This window comes from Adlercreutzia muris (genome assembly GCF_008831045.1).
In the GTDB taxonomy this organism is placed as follows: Bacteria; Actinomycetota; Coriobacteriia; order Coriobacteriales; family Eggerthellaceae; genus Adlercreutzia; species Adlercreutzia muris.
The window spans coordinates 67,561-85,248 of record NZ_WAJS01000001.1 but is presented as its reverse complement, the minus strand read 5'-3'; the positions used below and the strand labels follow the sequence as shown (position 1 = coordinate 85,248).

The window sequence follows — 17,688 nt, the reverse complement described above, 5'->3', positions numbered from 1 at the left end:
GAATCAGGTAGAATCAGGTAGAAAGTGAGCCGTCATGCACGAGGGAACCAACGTCGAATTCAAGAGCACGTGGGCCGACGGCATCAAGAAAACTATGGTCGCCTTCGCCAACACAGAAGGTGGCAGCATTTACATCGGTATCTCCGACGAGGGCGAAATCCTTGGCCTTGACGACCCCGACGCTTGCATTGTGAGAGCCGCGCAGGTCGCGGCCAATGCCATCCGACCCGACATCACCCTTTGCACACGGGCAGACATCATCGAAAAAGACGGCCTGCCCGTTGTAGAGATCAAGGTGCAGAGGGGCACCGCGCGGCCCTATTATCTTGCCGAGAAGGGCGTGCGCCCATCGGGAGTGTTCGTTCGCCAGGGAGCCATGACCGCCTCAGCGTCCGAAAGCGCCATTCTCGCCATGATCAGAGAATCCGCCCATGACATATTCGACGCCGAGCGTTCTCTCGATCAAGAGCTCACGTTCGATGAGGCGCAGCGCTTCTTTTCGGAGCACGACATCGCCTTCGGCAAGCAGCAGATGTGCTCTCTCGGCTTTATCGATGAAGCTGGCACGTTCACCAACACGGCGTTGCTCTTTTCCGATCAATGCCCCGTCACGGTGAAGGCGGCGGTGTTTGAGGGTGATACGAAAAGCATCTTCAAAGACCGCTTCGAGTTCTCCGGCTCCATCTTGAAGCAACTACGCGAAACGATCGATTTCATCAACCGATACAATGCCACTCGATCTGAAATCGGCACCGACATGCGCCGCATTGATCGGCGAGACTATCCCGAAAATGCCATCCGCGAAGCACTGCTCAATATGTTCGTCCATCGGGACTATTCAGTTCCCGCTCCCGCTCTGGTCAGCGTCTTCGACCAGCGCGTGGAATTCGTCAACTTTGGAGGACTTGTGGCCGGCATGTCCGCCGATGACCTCATGATGGGCGTCTCTCTCCAGAGAAATCCCCACCTCGCCATGACGTTTTATCGCCTTAAACTGATCGAAGCCTACGGAACGGGCATCCCAAAGATTATGGAAAGCTACACCGGCGCTGATCTACAACCCGAGTTCGACGTGGCATCCAATTCATTCAGAACGACCTTGCCCTCGCTTCTCGCTCCTCATCGAGAGGTAATTACGACGGTACGAGAGCATGGAACCGCGTCCGGGGGGATTCAGGAGGGTCGAGTTCTGGAATACCTCAAAGAGCACGAATACATCTCTCGATCGGAAGTCGAAGCGCTCCTCGGTATTTCCCGCTCCCCAGCCGGGCAGCTGCTGTTGCGCATGGAAAAATCTGGCCAACTGACCAAAACCGGCGCAGGGAAAAACACGCGATACGCGCGCACTTAGCGACCCTTGGTCCTCGAAGGGGCCTGGCAGCTTCGCTTACCTAACACGTTCGTAAGGTAAGCGTAAGCCCGATCGATGGAGCCGCCGCGCCCCTTTCCCTAGGATGGAATTGTGCTCGCAGCCTACGCAATGTAGGAGACGGGTTCGGGGTGTTCCGACCGAGCGAGTTCCACAGCGACTGGAAATGTCCAGTGGACATTTCCACAAAGCGAGGACTGTTTGAGCGAATCGGAATACCGCGAAGCCATCTCCGGCGGGATGGAGAGCGGGCCGCGCATTCGAGAGAAAGGACCATTGTGAAGACGTCAGGGAAGATTATGCTTGCCGTTGCTATCATCGGGGCGGTGGGCGCCATCATCGCCCGCCAGCTGCCCAAGACCGAGAGGAGCTACCACTAATGGCTGAAGTGTACACCGAACCCACCCCCTCGGCCTTTGGCGCCAACCCCACCGATCCGGGCACGCCCCTGCCGCTTTCCGCCGACGACCGCAGCGCTCTTGACGGCCTGGCCGCCGCCTTCTCGCGCGATGCCTACGCGCCCGGCGCCTCCTCGGCTGCCGCGGGCCGCGTCGCCCAGGGTGCCGGCGCCTCTGCCGCCGCTTCCCACGGTGTCCATGCGGCGGCCCCGCGGCCTGCGGGTTCCCCCATCCTGTCGGTGCGTTCCATCGAGAAGGTCTTCGGCAGCCGCGACTCGGTCACCCATGCCCTGGCCGGCGTCTCCTTCGACGTGGCCGCCGGCGAGTTCGTCGGCATCATGGGCCCCTCGGGCTCGGGCAAGACCACGCTGCTGAACTGCGTGTCCACCATCGACACCGTCACGAGCGGCCACATCATCGTGGGCGGCCGCGACATCACCGGCATGTCCCGTCGCCAGCTGGCGAAGTTCCGCCGCGACGATTTGGGCTTCATCTTCCAGGACTCCAACCTGCTGGACACCCTCACCGGCTTCGAGAACATCTCGCTCGCGCTCACCATCAAGGGCGAGCCGGCGCGCAGCATTCCCGGCAAGGTAAACGCCATGGCCGCGCGTCTCGGCGTGGACGGCGTGCTTTCCAAGTACCCCTACCAGATGTCCGGCGGCCAGAAGCAGCGCGTGGCCGCGGCCCGGGCCATGGTGTGCGACCCGAAGCTCATCTTGGCCGACGAGCCCACCGGCGCGCTCGACTCCCGCGCCGCCACGGTAATGCTCGAGATCATGGAGATGATGAACACGCAGATGGGCGCCACGATCATGATGGTCACCCACGATGCCTTCGCCGCCAGCTACACCAACCGCGTGCTGTTCATCAAGGACGGCGCCGTGTTCAACGAGCTGCGCCGGGGCGACGAGAGCCGCGATGCCTTCTTCGCCCGCATCATGGAAGTGGTGTCCTTCCTCGGCGGGGAGGCCGGCCATGTATCTTAAGCTCGCCCTGCGCAACATCCGCCGGTCGGTACGCGACTACGCCATTTACTTCATCACGCTTCTGTTCGGCGTGGCGGTGTTCTACGCGTTCAACTCCATCGGCAGCCAGCAGATCCTCTTCGACATGGAAAGCTCGGCCTCGGTTTCGGTCTTCGAGTCGACCACCCAGCTGCTCGGCATGTTCTCGGTCGTGGTGGCCTGCGTGCTGGGCTTCCTCATCCTGTATACGAACCAGTTCCTCATCCGGCGCCGCAAGCGCGAGTTCGGCACCTACCTGGTGCTGGGCATGACGCCGGGCCATGTGTCGCGCATCGTGCTGTACGAGACGGTGCTCGTGGGCCTCATCTCGCTGGCCGTGGGCCTTATCTGCGGCGTGCTGCTGTCCCAGGCGCTGTCGTTCTTCACCGCGGCGCTGTTCGGCACCACCATGAGCAACTACCAGTTCGTGTTCTCGCCTGACGCGCTCGTGGTCACCCTGGCATGCTTCGCCGCCATCTATGTGGTGGTGGCCCTGTTCAACACGTTCACCGTGAGCCGCTGCAAGCTCATCGATCTCATCCGCGCCGGCGAGAGGAACGAGCGGGCCGGAGTGCGCAACCCGTGGGTGTGCCTTGTGGTGTTCGTCGTGGCCATCGCTGTGCTGGCCTACGCCTACCAGCAGCTCATCGCCAACGGCCTGGTGATGCTGGATCAGCCCGAGTTCGTGCGCGCCACCATCGCCATGCTTGTGGGCTCGCTCATGTTCTTCTGGTCGCTGGCCGGCTTCGCCATCGCCGTGCTCACGCGCCTGCGCGGCGTGTACCTGCGCAAGCTGAACCTGTTCACCGTGCGCCAGATTGCCAGCAAGGTGAACACGGCGTTTCTGTCGCTGTGGGCCGTGTGCGTGCTGCTGTTCTTCTCCATTACCGTGTTCTCGTCGGGCATGGGGTTCGTGGAGGTGTTCGTCGGCGGCGTGGAGAAGGCCAACCCCTACTCGGCCACCTTGAGCGCCGGGGTATGGTACGGCCCCGATGGCACCACGGGCTCGTCGGCCGGCGAGCGCGAGCGCCGCGCCGAAATGGAGGCCGATGCCCCCGATCGGCTGGCCCTGGCCGAGGAATACGACTGGGACATGGCCGCCGCTCTGGAAGCAGGCGCGCCCGAGCTGTGGGCCGAGACGATAGGCGCATGGGCCCAGGTGAGCATGTGGTCGCTGCCCGACATGACCTACGACCCGATCATCGATGCCGCCGAAACCGTGGCGAGCCCCGAGGCCATGCGCATCGACGACTTGGGCAAGGTGCGAGATACCGCCGTGGCTGTGATGTCGCTGTCCGACTTCAACGCCGCCCGCACCCTGCAGGGGCAGCCGGCCGTGAATCTTGAGCCGGGCACCTGCGGCCTGGTGAACAACATGGAGATCGTCAATGCCTTGGCCGAGGCCGTGGCGAAGGCGGCCCCGACCATCACCGTGGCGGACCAAGAGCTCACCGTGGCCGGCCCCATCTACGACACCCAGCTGGAAGACAACGCCATGGCCGCCACCGCGCTTATCTTCGTGGTGCCCGATGAGGCTGTGGAGGCCCTGGGTGCCGAGGGACTCATTCCCACGACCCAAACGCTGAACGTGATGTACGCCGACAACGGCAAGACCGCTGCCGAGAACGATACGGCCCTGGGAGATATCGTAGCCGCCACGCAGCCTTCGGATATGGGCGGCTTCGAGCAGGGGCGCAGCGGCGCCGGCAACGCCTACGCGAACCTGCTGTGGCCGGTCACGCGCATCATCACAGCCCACGAGATGACCGACCAGTCGGCCGGCATGCGACTCATGATCACCTACCTGGCGCTCTACATCGGCTTCATCTTCCTCCTGTCCACCGCAGCCATCCTGGCCATCCAACAGCTGAGTCAGGCCTCAGACTCGGCGCCGCGCTACCGCATCCTGAGCAAGCTCGGCTGCGATGCGGGCATGATCTACCGCTCGCTTCTGATCCAGGTGCTCGTGTACTTCCTCGTACCGCTGGCGCTGGCGGTGTGCCACGCAGCCTGCGCCATCGGCGTGCTGTCCGACTCCATGTTCGATGCCATCGGCGTGAGCACCTTCACCCCCATCATGATGGCCGCGGGGCTCACCATCGTCATCTACGGCGGCTACATGCTCGTCACCTACCTGGCCGCCCGCGGCATCGCGAAAACCGCCCTCACCGAGGGGTAAGCTTCGCACCGAGGCACGGTTTCGCCGTAGGGGCAGCTTCAGACCGCCCTTCCACCAGGACACTCCTCCACTACCGGGGCGGCTTGAGTCACCCCCTACGGATCCCACCACCAAAGCGGCTTCCCCACCAGGGCGGCTCGGACGTTACCGAGCCGCCCTTCTTGCATCAGACAGCAAAGCTTTTTGTACCGTTCTTGCACAGAAAATATAGCTGCACACGTTCTGCGAGGCTCATCGCCCTTGCAAAGCTAGAAAAAGTTTGCAAAACTAGAAAAAGTTTGCAAAAGTTGCAAAGCCATCCACAACGAGCGACGCATCGCTCCCATGCGGACGCCGCCAAATAGCAACCGCACCGACAAGAAAGAGAGGGTCCATGGCACGCAACCCCTTCACTCCCACATTCGGAGTCATCCCTCCCTTTATGGCTGGACGCGAGTCCCTCGTAGAGGAGCTGAAAGCAGCTTTCGACAACGGCCTAGGCGACCCTAATTTATGCACCATCGTCTCCGGGGCCCGTGGCTCAGGGAAGACGGCCTTCATCTCCCTCATAAGCCAAGAGGCGGAGTCGCAGGGCTGGATTTCTGCGAAAACTACCGCTGCCGAGGGCATGCTCGAGGACCTATTGCAACAGGCCGTTCGCAACGCGCGGGAATTCGTCGAAGAAGACGGGGGCCGGCGCCTAAGGGGGCTGAGCCTTGGTCAGTTCCTGAGCCTGGAATGGGAGAACGTGCAACCGGAGGAGGGCAATTGGCGCACCCGTATGAGCACGCTGCTCGACCAGCTCGCCTCCTATCGGGTCGGGCTTCTCATAACCGTCGACGAGGTGAACGTGACGATCGACGAAATGAAGCAGCTCGCTCGCGTATATCAGCACTTCGTCACGGAAGGTCGCCAAGTCGCGCTTCTTATGGCAGGGCTTCCCCATAATATTTCCCAGCTTTTGAGAGACGACGGCATTTCTTTCTTGAGAAGGGCGCGCAAGCACACCCTCGGTCGCATTCCCGACCGAGAGATATCCGACGCCCTCACTGCCACTATCGAAGATGCTGGCAAACGCATTAGCCCCGCCGCCCTTGCGGCTGCGGTCGAGGCCACCGATGGCTTCCCGTACATGATGCAGCTTGTCGGGTTCCACACCTGGGCCCAAGCAGTCGCGGAGGAGATCGACGTCGAGAACGCCGCTACGGGCGTAGAGCTGGCCCGCAACGAAATGGCTGATGGCGTTCTTGCTTACACTTACCTTGACCTTTCGGCTGGCGATAAGCGTTTTCTTGCCGCCATGCTCAACGAGCCGCGCGACGTGCCTCTCGCGCGCGTAGCCGAGAAGATGGACGTGGGCAGCAATTACGCTTCGCAGTATCGCAAGCGCCTTCTCGAACAAGGAATCATAAGCGAGCCCGCCAAGGGCTACGTGCGCTTCGAGATGCCCGTCTTCCCCGAATACTTCGCCGAGCGCTACGAAGAGGATGAGAGCCTGTCTTAACGAGAAGGCGCCCGACGAGGTATGATGGAAACGACACAGCGGGAGCCTTAATGGAAGGACGAGCATGGAATATCAACAGCTGCAAGACGAGATCAAGGCGGCCATGAAGGCGCGCGACAACCATCGCCGCGACATTCTGCGCCAGGTGCACACCGAGTTGAAGGCCATCGAGGTGAACGAGCGGCGCGAGGTAACCGAGGCCGACGTGGACGCCATGCTCAAGCGCGTCATCAAGCAGACGAAGGAGACGCTCGACGGCTCCATCAAAGCGGGGAACAACCAAGAGCGCACCGACACCCTCACCGAGCAAGTGGCCATCCTGGAAGGCTATCTGCCGAAGCAGGTGGAGGGCGAGGAGCTGATCGCGCTCATCGACGCGGTGCTGGCCGACACCGGGGCTGCAACCAAGAAGGACATGGGCCGCGTGATGGGCGAGCTCACGAAGCGCACCGGCGGCAACTTCGACAAGGCAGCCGCCGCCAAGGAGCTCGGCAGCAAGCTGAGCTAGCAGCAGCCGGCAAAGCACCCCGCGCACGAGCCAAAAGGCCTCCCGCAACTGGGAGGCCTTTCTTCGCTAAAAAGTTAAAGCGACCTAAAACTTTTAAAGCAACCTAAAAGAGTTAAAGGCGACCTGCACTCAATGAGTGCAGCTGCCGTTTCCGAGCACTGATGCCCCAGCCGCATTACAACAGCTTTGCCAACGTTGTGCCACTGTGGGCCTTCGGCCTCAACTATGAGACAGCCTTCCGACAGCCAGCACCAGATGAAGATCCCGCAAGCAGCCTTCCCTAACCGAGCAACTCTTCCAGCGCCTCCTCGAAGGAGGAATGGGAGGCGACGGCCAGCAGGGCGTCCTTCTCGTTGCGGGACAGCTGCTTGAAGACGTATTCCGCATGCATGGCATCGTGCTTGGTGGAAAACTCCGCATAGGCAAGCAGGCTCACGGGCAGCCGAGCCCGGGTGTACTTCGCGCCCTTGCCCGCATTGTGCACCGCGAGCCGCGCCTGCACATCCACCGCATAACCCGTGTACAGCGAGCCATCCGCGCATTCCAGCACGTACATGTAATGGGACGCCATAGCGTCTAGGCCCCTAAAGCTCGCAGTGGAATCACGTAGATGCCCTCTTCAGGTTGATAGGCGTACTCACCTGTTCCCGTAACAACGGCCATGAACGCAGGCGGCCGTGTGCGAGCCTTTTCGTTAGCGGTCACCTTCTCGCGAAGGCGTCGCAACGAGGCCACGCCCTGATCGGTTTTGGCTGCCCCGAGCTTGAATTCGAAAGCGGCCCATCGGCCATCCGCCAATTCCACAATAGCGTCAGCTTCCAAGCCGCTGTCGTCGCGATAATATCGCACGGGAACAGCTGAGGTATCGGGATGCGCTCCGGCATATACCATGAGATCTCGCATGCAGAGGTTCTCGAATACGAGACCGAAAGTCTGCCAATCATCGAGAAGCGCCTGCTCGTTCATGCCAAGCAACGCCACTGCCAGCGATGGATCGGCCAAATAGCGCTTCGGCTTTACCGACAGCCGCTTAGGCGAACGTTTCTCCGGCACCCATCCGGGAACTTCCTCCACGAAGTACAGGCTCTTGAGCAAATCCAGATAGGTTGCAAGTGTCGTCGTAGTCATAAGGGGCTCATCGCCGCCGGATATATCGGACAAGATCGTTTTATAGGTGGCTGCCTGCCCCAAATTTCTCGCCAATGAAAGTGCGATTCTTCGAGCCGCCTCCCCATCTTTGCCGTGACGCGGTACGCTTTCATCGAAAATGAGGTTGAGGTATTCACGCGCCGTTAGCTGCGCCTGGATCGGGGTGAGGTCAAGAGCTTCGGGCCACCCGCCACGACACACCACAGCAGCCAAAGACGCCGCATCACCAGCCGCTGTCGCATGGGAGAATTCCCCTTCGAAAAGCGCCGCTAGAGAGATTGCCGCCGTAGAATCGCCCGACTCGGCGAGCGTCATGGGGCGCATGCGAATGCGCCCGATCCGGCCCGCTCCGCTGTGAAGAGCACGCACCTGCTCATCGTCCTTTTTGAAAGGAGTGGATGAGCCCGTGAGCAGCCATGCGCCCCTCAAGCCTCGCTGACGGTCGACCGCATGACGCACGGCATTCCAAATAAGCGGAGCCAACTGCCATTCGTCAATAACGTGGGGCCGCTTGCCCGCCAGCATCGCCTGAGGATCGGACTGGGCCAACGCAAGCGCCTGATCCACATAACTCACGCTTTCACCATGACGGCAAGCCGTCCATGTTTTGCCGCACCACTTAGTTCCCGCCACTTCCACCGCGCCGAAAACCTCGAGATAGCGTTGCACCTGCTCGTCCACGATACGGAGAATATACTCATCACGAGGAGGAAGATCATCAGTCATGGCATCCTCTTTCAGCGTTATCGATAATGGCATGATTGTAGATCATCTACCTGGTATTTCCCCCGTGACTTAAGAAAATCCGAACTTTTCATTTGTGATTTTCCGAATTTTCCACTTGAGAAAATCCGAATTTTTCATTTGTGATTTTCCGGACGAGGAGCTTGTCTAATAATACCGATAATAGACCGCGCAGCTGCCCTCGCTGCTCACCATGCAGGGGCCGACGGGGTTTTCCGGGGTGCACACCGTGCGGAAGAGCGGGCACTGGTTGGGGGCCATGATGCCGCGTAGCACGTCGCCGCAGCGGCAGCCGGCGTGCTCGCGCACCGGCTCCACATCGGGCTGGAAGCGCCGCATGGCATCGAACTCGGCGAACTCGTCGCGGATGCGGTAACCGCTGCCGGGAATCTCGCCCAAGCCGCGCCAGGTGGCCGCGCAGGTCTCGAACACCTCGTCGATGGCAGCGAGCGCCACCGGGTTGCCCTCGGGCATTACGCCGCGGGCATAGGCAATCTCGATGTCGGCGCGCCCCTCGTGCAGCTGGCGCATGATCATGGCGATGCCCTGGAGCACGTCCACTGGCTCGAACCCGGTGATGACGCCGGGAATGCCGTACTTCTCGGCCAGGAAGCGATAGGGTTCCGCACCGATGATGGTAGACACATGCCCCGGCAAAATGAGCGCGTCCAGCTTCAGAGAAGGATCGTTGATGATGACCTCCAGTGCGCCGGGCATGTTCTTGTGCGCCCCGTACACGGTGAAGTTCTTCAGACCCGCGGCCTTTGCGCGCTTGATGGCCATGGCCACGAGCGGGGTGGTGGTCTCGAAGCCCACGCCCACGAAGACGATCTGCTTGTCGGGGTTTTCCTGGGCCAGGCGCAGCGCGTCGAGCGGCGAGTAGACGATCTCCACGGCGCGGCCGGCCGCCTGCTCGGCCAGCAGGCTGGAAGAGGAGCCAGGCACGCGCGTCATGTCGCCGAAGGTGGCGATGGTCACCTCGGGCACGCGGGCAAGGGCAATCACCTTGTCGATGTCGTGATTGCTCGTCACGCACACGGGGCACCCCGGCCCCGAAGCCAGACGCACCCCTTCCGGCATGAGGCCGCGAATGCCGTTGCGGGCAATGGCCACCGTATGGGTGCCGCACACCTCCATCAGCGTCGCCGACTCCGGAGCCAACGCCTGAATGGACTCAATGAGCCCCCGCGCCAGGGCCGGATCCTTGAATGCCTTCAGCTCTTCTTGCATATGATCCATTCTTGCAACCACTCCTTCAGGGGTGTACAATGCGGACAAGCGGAAAGCCCGGTGCAGCGGGCACGACTGCTTCACATTACTCTACTTAATGTGATGAAGAGCCGTTCTTCCTATGCGAGGGACGGCTTTTTCATTGGCGGCTGCCCTTCCAAGTCGGCCAGTTCGGGGAACTGCTTGATAAGCTCGATGGTCTCCTGGGCGAACTGCTCGTCCACTACCTCGATGGCGAACCCAGCGTGCACGAGCACATAGTCGCCCACTTGGGCCTGCGGCGTGAGGTCCACGGAAATCTCGCGGGACACGCCCAGGATATCGACAGTGGCCAGATTGCCCTCTTCGAGCTTCGCCACCTTAGCGGGAATTGCCAAACACATAGGCTGCTCCACTTCTCTCTGTTTGATTACGCCATGCTATCACAGCTCCGCTTCCATGCTCCACGAGAAACGCGGCAGCGCCAATACGTGCACGACCAGCAAGGTCTGCGGTCGAGAGCAGGGGCTATTTACGAGGAATTACCGAAAAACATGGAACACCATAATTGGACAGCCGCCTTGCAACGCCCGCGTCATTCTCGAACACAGCAAGATGCTCTTTCCTACATTGGAGAACAGCACATATCCGATCTACATCTGCCGGAATATCTTGCTTCAAACTATAAAATCTCTGAGAGAATGCACCTTCTAAAGAGAAGGCCTTGAGCATCTCCTCGATTCTTGTCCTGGCCCCCGCTGTCCATAGTGCACTTTGCCGAGGACCGATTATCCTTAAAAGATTGAGCAGCATTTCGTTTTCTTGAATGCTTCGAATGTTGGCCGTGAAATAGTCCTGCTTCGTTTCAACTATTCTATCGAGGTCATATGCGCTCATTCGAGGGTAGCACCGCTTAACAACTGACCTCGTAAGCCTTCCAATGCAAGAGATTGCCTTATAACCAAACTTGCACAATGCGTAGTTGTAGCCCTCCCTATTCAGTTCATCGCTGAAAAACAAGCTGCCATCGATGTCAAACAGATAATGATGCACCAGACGCTCCAACAGCACGGTTAGAAATGGCTACGATGCAGATCGCGCCGATCTTGATCTTGGCAGCCACAATTGTCGATCCCGTTCTTCTGCTCAATACAGTTGAGTCTAGCATCAATGATCTTCGCCTTGGTTATGCTGATTTTTCCGCCCTCTCTCGCCGCCTCGACCACAAGCTCGACATCACCCCCTGCAATGACAAGAAGCTCGTATGCAAGCTGGAAGCCACAGCCAATGCTGTCGACAACAGCGTTTAGATCTTCAGGGCAGACCTTGCTGAACGCAACACTCCCCACTCCATCACCCCTATTCACGGCTGATCACAAGGCTAAATCGTCAGGAATAACTGCGGGACAGATGGCTCCATCTCCACTCGGTAAGTAACAATATCTCTAAGTACTCTCTCGCTGGCTGGAGCGACCCCCGATGCTATCAAATCCTTATTTAGACCAAATTGCGGATCCCCATTGTCGCTCTCTCCGTTAAAGAGAGCCGTCGTGCGCAGGCCCCATTCTTCTCCCTTTTTAAGGGCATGCCGAGACCCACTATCCCCTTCGCCCTCCCTGTAACTGGCCGCAAGAACAACTGCTTTCGAGAACATTGCCTGCAGTCGGTCGCGGTCAACAAACCTTTTTCTTGCTTCAAACTTATTGCGAGGTGGAAGAAAGTACTCCGTTACCAAAAGTCCTCCTTCCTCAACGATTCTATGCGCGAGAGCCCTGTTCTCCGCTGGATATATACTAGAGATAGGCGATGGCAGCACCGCAACAGTTCGGCCTCCGGCCTTTAGGCACACCTCGTGGGCTATAGTGTCGCAGCCCTTGGCGAGACCGCTCACGATGTTCATTTGATTCTCAACGAGAGCCTCTACTATTTTTTTCTCTCTTTGCCCGACCGCTTCGGCAGGATCCAGCAATCCAACAACTGCTACGTTTTCATTGATGCATCCAAGCAGGCTTATATCACCTTTATAGAATAGAAGGTAGGGCTTATCCGAGCCCTTCCTCACCTTTGCATTGATTGGAGGGAACTCAGGATCAAATGGAGAAATGATCCCATCGACGGAATCCCTTAAGGAGACCAACCCCTTTATAGAAACATCGTCAAGAACCAAGTCGCGCTCATCGTCGAAACACTCCCCGTCCAAGACATAGGCAACATCTCTCTTAAACGCATCGAAATCCACAACGTCAGTTGAGAGCCGTTCTTCGCATCGGACACGGAACTCCCGAAACGATTGCCCTCTCTTAAGCTCGAAGAAATCCGCGCAGGAGAGACCGGCGTGCCCGCTTACGATGTTTCGTTCTTTGCCAAACTCATCATTTTTCGAGCACAGGGAGCAGGCAAGAACAAAGAGTGTTTCTTCAGAATACTGCATCGTAATCCCTATCTTGCATAATCAGCACCTTGCCCCTATTAGTTCTCTGGCATAGTAGTCTTTCCGAGGGTGTAAAGAAGCACGCTTGAAGCTCCATTATCTAGCAGAAATTGCGCACAGTCTTCGTCAATACCCACATCTGCCGTATATATATCGTCAACGAGGATGATCGGCCTCCCCCTAACACTCTTTCGTATCTGGCACGTGTCCCTCGTGATTCCTGGATAGGGATCGGGGCCGTTGTTCTTACCGTCTGCAATTCTCCGCTTGTGGGTAGTCTTCGTCTCGGCTACACGCTGGATCCAGTCAACGGCATCTATAATCCACTTCTCACTGCCGCCCTTAACTACTAACCTACTTTTCTTGATAGCAAGCGACAATGCCACGCGGAACTGCAATTGCGATGCATGCCAACAACCATCTGGCTTCGATCTGGGCACCGCCATCACTACTGGCCGGTCTTTTTTAAATCGATCGTCCCGCTGAACCAGTTTATCCAAATCCGCAGAAACAATACTGGATATCTCATCACATACGCGACGCACCTGCTGTTCCGTTGACTCCAGAAATGAATTCTTAATTTCAAGAATCAGCTTACTCAATCGATCGCCCTTGCCATGCCGAACAGCATAGTAGGGACCATGAGAAAAGCACTCGATCGTGTTACGTAAAAACCTGTTTGCACCGATTTTGCAACAGAGCAGGCCCATATCCCATTCAAGGGGAGGCGGAAACTTTTCCCCACAGCCGCCCTGCCGCGGGAAGCAGTAGTAGCCGTCATCATACAGTGAACGCGCATAAGCCACCGCTCCACACTTCGGGCACCTCTGGTACATCCTTCTATCTCCCCATGATCCCTGAACATGCCAAACTCGCCCATGTTCTCGATTCAATAGCCATTTGTTTGATTATACACCAACAATTAGACGCACAGCTATCCTAGTCTTTATGCGGTGAGCCAACTTGCGAAAAATACTGCGCGGCATGCGCTTGGAAGGCGCATTAAGGATTTGCGTATTTCTCAGCGCTTGTCGATTAGACGACTCGGTCTTATGATTGGTGTCGATTATTCTTATTTGTGCAATATCGAAAACGGAAAGGCCAACGCCACTATCGACGTGATAGAAAAGATTGCCTTAGGCCTTAATGTCGAGATTCGAGATCTCTTTTCCAACTAATTGGGAATTGTTGTTTCCACTGGCAGGATCTTGGGCTCGTTTGCTTCGATGGTTTTGCGCACCTGCTCTATAAGCTGCTCCTCATTTGGCAGCCTCAAAGTATAGGTCGACGCGAAAATTGCGTTATTTAGCCCTCCGAGCGCATATTCAGCACGCACGTTATTCTTATCAGTGCACAAAATGATGCCGATGGGAGGGTTGTCGTACTCGTCATTAACTTCAGTTACATAATAATTCAAGTACTCATTGATCTGGCCAACCGCGCAAGCCATAAACTTAGTTGTCTTCAACTCTATGATCACATAAGCTCGGAGCGGCTTGCAATAGAAGACCATGTCAGCGTAATCTTTATCCGACCCTACGGGGATTCGCACATTGCTTCCCACGAACATAAAGCCGCGACCAAGCTCCAGCATAAATTTCTCAATCTGCGCAAGAAGAGCTTTCTGCAACTCCCCCTCGTAGGGCGCACTTACATCAGGGATATCAAGAAATTCCAACACAACAGGCGATTTCATTGCATCCACGGGACGTTGATACGCTATGCCCTCGCAGGCAAGCGCCTTTATGCTTTCCGCATCCACGCTATCTTTTGCATTGATCACACGTTCGAACAGCATGCTGTCCATTTGGCGACGCAACTCGCGCACACTCCAGCCTGCATTGGCGGTTTCATGCTCATAAAAGCCCCGTTTTGCGTCATCATCGACATTGAGCAACTCGCAATAATGCGACCAGAACAATTTTCCAGACACTGTCTGGAAAATTTGATGCGTTAGATAGAACTGACGCATGTAATACAGATTCGTGCGAGAAAACCCGCGCCCCAACGTCACCGTAAGACGCTTCGCCAGCTTTACCAATGTACGATCTCCGTATTTTGCCCGATCGGAGCCATCCTGCTCGTATACGACAATCATCTTGCCGACAGTCCAGTAGGCAAGCAATTGCCCTTTGTTCGCAGCCTGCGCGGCGGAATCGCGAGTATGCACCACCGCATTTTCGACAGCACAGACCAGATCCTCAAACGAAGGGTGCGGCTTAGATCCAAACCTATCCCAGGCAGCTGAAGTTCCGATTCTTTCCGCGCTCCACATATCGTCTGGAATACCAATTGGATCCCCCAGCGAAACGCCGGCTTGGGGCTCCTCGTTCTCCGGCTTCATCACAGTTGTCATGCCTATTCCTCCGAACGGGCGGAGGCCACGGTGGCCTGGCCCAGACTGATGCAGCCGTCGTTGGGGGGCAGATCGCGGTTGATGGCAGCGGTGAAGCCCGCCTCGGCCAGAGCCGGTAACACGTGCTCCACGAGGTAGCGGTTCATGAACACGCCGCCCGACAGCACCACCGTCGAAATGCCGTACAGCGCCCGCACCAGCTCGGCAGCCATCACGATGGCGCTCACCATGGCGTCGTGGAAGCGGCGTGCGATCACCGACGCCGGCACGCCTGCCGCCACATCGTCCAGCAAGGCGCGGAAGGTGGGCTCGGCATCCAGCAGGAGCACCGAGGTATCCTCGGCGGTGCTCGTCTCAGTAGCAACGTTCTTCTGGGCCGTTACCGCATAACGCTCGCGAGCCGCCAGCTCGTTCTCGCCGGCCACACCGGCCGCTTCCTCAACTGCGGCAGCGCCGGGCGCATCGGCCCCGGCTGCCTCCATGGCCGCTTCCAGAAGAATGGCGCCCTCGCCCTCGTAACTCGGCTCGGCGCAGATGCCGAGAAGGGCGCTGGCCGCGTCGAACAGACGTCCCACCGAGGAGGTCATGGGCGTGTTCAGACCACGCTCGATCATACGGTCGCACACCTCGGCCTCCTCGCCGAGGGGTGCCAAGGCCTCAACGGCCGCCGGATGGTCCAGCAGATCGTAGGCCCACAGCACGCCGTAGGCCATGCGCAGCGGATGCTTGATGGCCGCTGCACCGCCGGGCATGGGCACATAGGCGAAATTGGCGAAGCGCTCGAAATCGGTGCGGTTCGCGAGCAGCACCTCACCGCCCCAAATGGCGCCATCCACGCCGTAGCCCGTGCCATCGAAGGCGATACCGCAGACCGCATCGGCCAAGCCATGCTCGGCCATGACTGACACGATATGGGCATGGTGGTGCTGCACCTCGGTCACGGGAAGATCCTGATGGTGCGCCCATTTGCTCGTCAGGTACTCAGGGTGCAGGTCGCAAGCCACGGCCGTGGGCTCCATTTCGAACAGACTCTCGAAGCGATCCTTCGTGGCTAGCCACGCAACGTAGGTGTCGGCGTTTTCCACATCGCCGATATGCTGGGACACGAAACCGTCAGTGCCGCGAAGCAACGTGAAGGTGTTCTTCTGCTCGGGGCCCGTCGCGAAAATGATGCCCGCACCAGGACGTTCGGCGCTGCCAGTCGCCGCCTCAGATGCGACGCCGCTTCCGGTTGCCGCCCCTCGAGCCTCCTCGTTCTCGGACGCCGCCGTCACCGTAACCGCCGTCGACAGCGGCACGGGGGCGAACCCCCGGGCACGGCGTAGAAACTGCACCGCGAGCTCCGGTGCTCCCTCGGAGGTTTCACCCACACGGATGAGTCGCACCACCGAGTCGTCGAAGCGCGTGAGGATGGGACGGTTGTTGCCCAAGAAGGCATCGGCGATGCCGGCCAGCTTCTCGCGAGCCTCCTCATCGGCGATGCAGATGGGCTCGTCATGCACGTTTCCCGAGGTCATCACCAGCAGCGGCACCGGCCGCCCAGGCACGTCGCCCGCTTCGGCAACCTCGGGATGCGCCGCGTACCAAGCCGCCGCGAAGTCGTGCATGAGCAGGTGCTGCACCGGCGTGTAGGGCAGCATCACGCCCAACTCCGATAGCCCGTCGGCCACGCCTTCGCCGATGGCCCCGTCGGGCCGCTTGCGCAGCAGCACGATGGGCCGGGCAGAACCTGTGAGCACCGCCTCCTCTTCCTCGACCGCCTGGCAGAGCGCCCGCACATCGCCCATACCTTGGGCCATCACCGCCAGGGCCTTCCCGTCGCGGCGCTTGCGGCGGCGCAGCTCAGCCACCGCCTCGATATTGTTCGCGTCGCACACCAGATGGAAGCCCCCCAGCCCCTTCACCGCCAGGATCTTCCCCGCCAGCAGCATCTCCACCGCTGCCGTGAAAATAGCATCGGATTCCTCGCGGGTCTTGCCCCATACGACACTGAATCCGCCGTGAACTTCAATATTATCCTCGCTGAATACCGGTTCGCCCAAGGAAGCCAACGAGGTTTCGTCCGTTTGCCGCCAGGCGAACGAGACATGAGGCCCGCACTCGGAGCAGGCATCGGGCTGGGCGTGGAAGCGCCGGTCGAGCGGGTCGGCGTACTCGGCAGCGCAGCGCTCGCACATGGGGAAGGCCGCCATGGAGGTGGCGGCGCGGTCGTAGGGCAAGTGGTCGATGATGGTGAAGCGCGGCCCGCAGTTCGTGCAGTTGATGAAGGGATAGCGGTAGCGGCGGTCGTTGGGGTTGAAGAGCTCGTTCACGCAGTCGGCGCAGGTGGCCAGCTCGGGCGACACCAGAGTCGTCTCGGCCACGGCCTCGTCGTCGGAGAAGCGAATCTCAAAACTGTCGAAGTCCTCCAGGGGCACTTCCTTGATGTCGATCTCCTCCACCTTCGAAGCCGCCGGCGGGTTGTCGGACAACTCCATGATGAACTCGTCTACCAGCTTGCTCTCACCCTCGGCGTGGATGTACACCCCATCGGCCGCGTTCAGCACCCAGCCGTTGATGAGGTACTTCTTCGCCGTCCGATAGACAAAGGGACGGAAGCCCACCCCTTGCACAATGCCCTTCACATGAATGTCAACCGCGTCGATCATGAGCTGCTCCTAACGAAAATCAGGTTCCTCCCTAGTTTACCCAACCTCGAGCACCGAGCGCCCCTTGGTCGATGCTTTGTAGGGAAAAGCGCCGCCATGATGCAGAAATGTGCGGTTTCGCGAGTTTCCAGCGCGCAAGAACTCGCGAAATCGCAAGAAACTGCACTTCCTTGTATCTGAAGCTTTCCGAGAACTCGCGAAATCGCA

General features: G+C 58.9%; 15 protein-coding genes. 7 read left to right on the top strand and 8 right to left on the bottom strand.

All coding sequences use genetic code 11. The features are described from left to right. Positions 1–34 precede the first annotated feature (34 nt). The 5 genes from F8D48_RS00380 to F8D48_RS00360 all read left to right on the top strand — a co-directional run bounded on the left by F8D48_RS00380 (position 35) and on the right by F8D48_RS00360 (position 6,944). Entirely contained in the window at positions 35–1,351 is a 1,317-nt protein-coding gene (locus F8D48_RS00380; RefSeq protein ID WP_151429502.1) for an RNA-binding domain-containing protein, read from the top strand. 646 nt (positions 1,352–1,997) lie between these two features. Beyond that, a complete protein-coding gene (locus F8D48_RS00375) occupies positions 1,998–2,756 on the top strand; it encodes an ABC transporter ATP-binding protein (protein WP_028027790.1) in 759 nt (252 codons plus the stop codon). Further along, positions 2,746–4,953, top strand: a complete 2,208-nt coding sequence (locus F8D48_RS00370; RefSeq protein WP_151429501.1) for an ABC transporter permease — start codon at positions 2,746–2,748, stop codon at positions 4,951–4,953. Before F8D48_RS00375 ends, F8D48_RS00370 begins: the two co-directional genes overlap by 11 nt. Positions 4,954–5,326: 373 nt before the next feature. Next, the gene (locus F8D48_RS00365) at positions 5,327–6,436 is read left to right on the top strand and encodes an ATP-binding protein (protein WP_151429500.1); all 1,110 of its coding nucleotides are present in this window, start codon (positions 5,327–5,329) and stop codon (positions 6,434–6,436) included. A gap of 64 nt (positions 6,437–6,500) precedes the next feature. After that, positions 6,501–6,944, top strand: a complete 444-nt coding sequence (locus F8D48_RS00360; RefSeq protein ID WP_016310254.1) for a GatB/YqeY domain-containing protein — start codon at positions 6,501–6,503, stop codon at positions 6,942–6,944. 280 nt (positions 6,945–7,224) lie between these two features. On the opposite strand, the gene F8D48_RS00355 is transcribed toward F8D48_RS00360, so the two are convergent. The 4 genes from F8D48_RS00355 to F8D48_RS00340 form a co-directional block, all read right to left on the bottom strand. After that, complete coding sequence (locus tag F8D48_RS00355) at positions 7,225–7,515, bottom strand: GIY-YIG nuclease family protein (protein WP_136433772.1); 291 nt, start codon at positions 7,513–7,515, stop codon at positions 7,225–7,227. A gap of 5 nt (positions 7,516–7,520) precedes the next feature. Then, entirely contained in the window at positions 7,521–8,819 is a 1,299-nt protein-coding gene (locus F8D48_RS00350; RefSeq protein ID WP_151429499.1) for an ATP-binding protein, read from the bottom strand. Between the two features lie 165 nt (positions 8,820–8,984). Next, on the bottom strand, positions 8,985–10,076 hold the full coding sequence (gene hypD / locus F8D48_RS00345) for a hydrogenase formation protein HypD (RefSeq protein ID WP_151429498.1): 1,092 nt from the start codon (positions 10,074–10,076) through the stop codon (positions 8,985–8,987). Between the two features lie 110 nt (positions 10,077–10,186). Then, positions 10,187–10,450 carry a HypC/HybG/HupF family hydrogenase formation chaperone gene (locus F8D48_RS00340; RefSeq protein ID WP_028027785.1) on the bottom strand — a complete coding sequence of 88 codons (264 nt, stop codon included), beginning with the start codon at positions 10,448–10,450 and terminating at the stop codon, positions 10,187–10,189. A gap of 675 nt (positions 10,451–11,125) precedes the next feature. On the opposite strand from F8D48_RS00340, the gene F8D48_RS00335 reads away from it, so the two are divergent. Further along, the gene (locus F8D48_RS00335) at positions 11,126–11,356 is read left to right on the top strand and encodes a hypothetical protein (protein ID WP_151429497.1); all 231 of its coding nucleotides are present in this window, start codon (positions 11,126–11,128) and stop codon (positions 11,354–11,356) included. A 71-nt stretch (positions 11,357–11,427) separates the two neighbouring features. Here the strand turns inward: F8D48_RS00335 and F8D48_RS00330 are convergent, their stop codons facing one another. Continuing rightward, positions 11,428–12,477, bottom strand: coding sequence for a DNA-processing protein DprA (locus tag F8D48_RS00330; RefSeq protein WP_151429496.1), 1,050 nt, complete (start codon positions 12,475–12,477; stop codon positions 11,428–11,430). Positions 12,478–12,515: 38 nt separating this feature from the next. After that, positions 12,516–13,079, bottom strand: a complete 564-nt coding sequence (locus F8D48_RS00325) for a hypothetical protein (RefSeq protein WP_151429495.1) — start codon at positions 13,077–13,079, stop codon at positions 12,516–12,518. Between the two features lie 351 nt (positions 13,080–13,430). On the opposite strand from F8D48_RS00325, the gene F8D48_RS00320 reads away from it, so the two are divergent. Further along, entirely contained in the window at positions 13,431–13,655 is a 225-nt protein-coding gene (locus F8D48_RS00320; RefSeq protein ID WP_084636631.1) for a helix-turn-helix domain-containing protein, read from the top strand. Here the strand turns inward: F8D48_RS00320 and F8D48_RS00315 are convergent. Continuing rightward, complete coding sequence (locus tag F8D48_RS00315) at positions 13,652–14,833, bottom strand: PDDEXK nuclease domain-containing protein (RefSeq protein WP_201757820.1); 1,182 nt, start codon at positions 14,831–14,833, stop codon at positions 13,652–13,654. The genes F8D48_RS00320 and F8D48_RS00315 overlap by 4 nt on opposite strands. A gap of 2 nt (positions 14,834–14,835) precedes the next feature. Continuing rightward, the gene (locus tag F8D48_RS00310; protein ID WP_151429494.1) at positions 14,836–17,481 is read right to left on the bottom strand and encodes a carbamoyltransferase HypF; all 2,646 of its coding nucleotides are present in this window, start codon (positions 17,479–17,481) and stop codon (positions 14,836–14,838) included. Positions 17,482–17,688: the final 207 nt, after the last annotated feature.

Coding starts and splice junctions, on each gene's coding strand:
- F8D48_RS00380 (WP_151429502.1), top strand. CDS start 35: ATGCACGAGGGAACCAACGTCGAATTCAAGAGCACGTGGGCCGACGGC.
- F8D48_RS00370 (WP_151429501.1), top strand. CDS start 2,746: ATGTATCTTAAGCTCGCCCTGCGCAACATCCGCCGGTCGGTACGCGAC.
- F8D48_RS00365 (WP_151429500.1), top strand. CDS start 5,327: ATGGCACGCAACCCCTTCACTCCCACATTCGGAGTCATCCCTCCCTTT.
- F8D48_RS00360 (WP_016310254.1), top strand. CDS start 6,501: ATGGAATATCAACAGCTGCAAGACGAGATCAAGGCGGCCATGAAGGCG.
- F8D48_RS00355 (WP_136433772.1), bottom strand. CDS start 7,515: ATGGCGTCCCATTACATGTACGTGCTGGAATGCGCGGATGGCTCGCTG.
- F8D48_RS00350 (WP_151429499.1), bottom strand. CDS start 8,819: ATGACTGATGATCTTCCTCCTCGTGATGAGTATATTCTCCGTATCGTG.
- hypD (WP_151429498.1), bottom strand. CDS start 10,076: ATGGATCATATGCAAGAAGAGCTGAAGGCATTCAAGGATCCGGCCCTG.
- F8D48_RS00340 (WP_028027785.1), bottom strand. CDS start 10,450: ATGTGTTTGGCAATTCCCGCTAAGGTGGCGAAGCTCGAAGAGGGCAAT.
- F8D48_RS00335 (WP_151429497.1), top strand. CDS start 11,126: ATGGCTACGATGCAGATCGCGCCGATCTTGATCTTGGCAGCCACAATT.
- F8D48_RS00330 (WP_151429496.1), bottom strand. CDS start 12,477: ATGCAGTATTCTGAAGAAACACTCTTTGTTCTTGCCTGCTCCCTGTGC.
- F8D48_RS00315 (WP_201757820.1), bottom strand. CDS start 14,833: ATGACAACTGTGATGAAGCCGGAGAACGAGGAGCCCCAAGCCGGCGTT.
- F8D48_RS00310 (WP_151429494.1), bottom strand. CDS start 17,481: ATGATCGACGCGGTTGACATTCATGTGAAGGGCATTGTGCAAGGGGTG.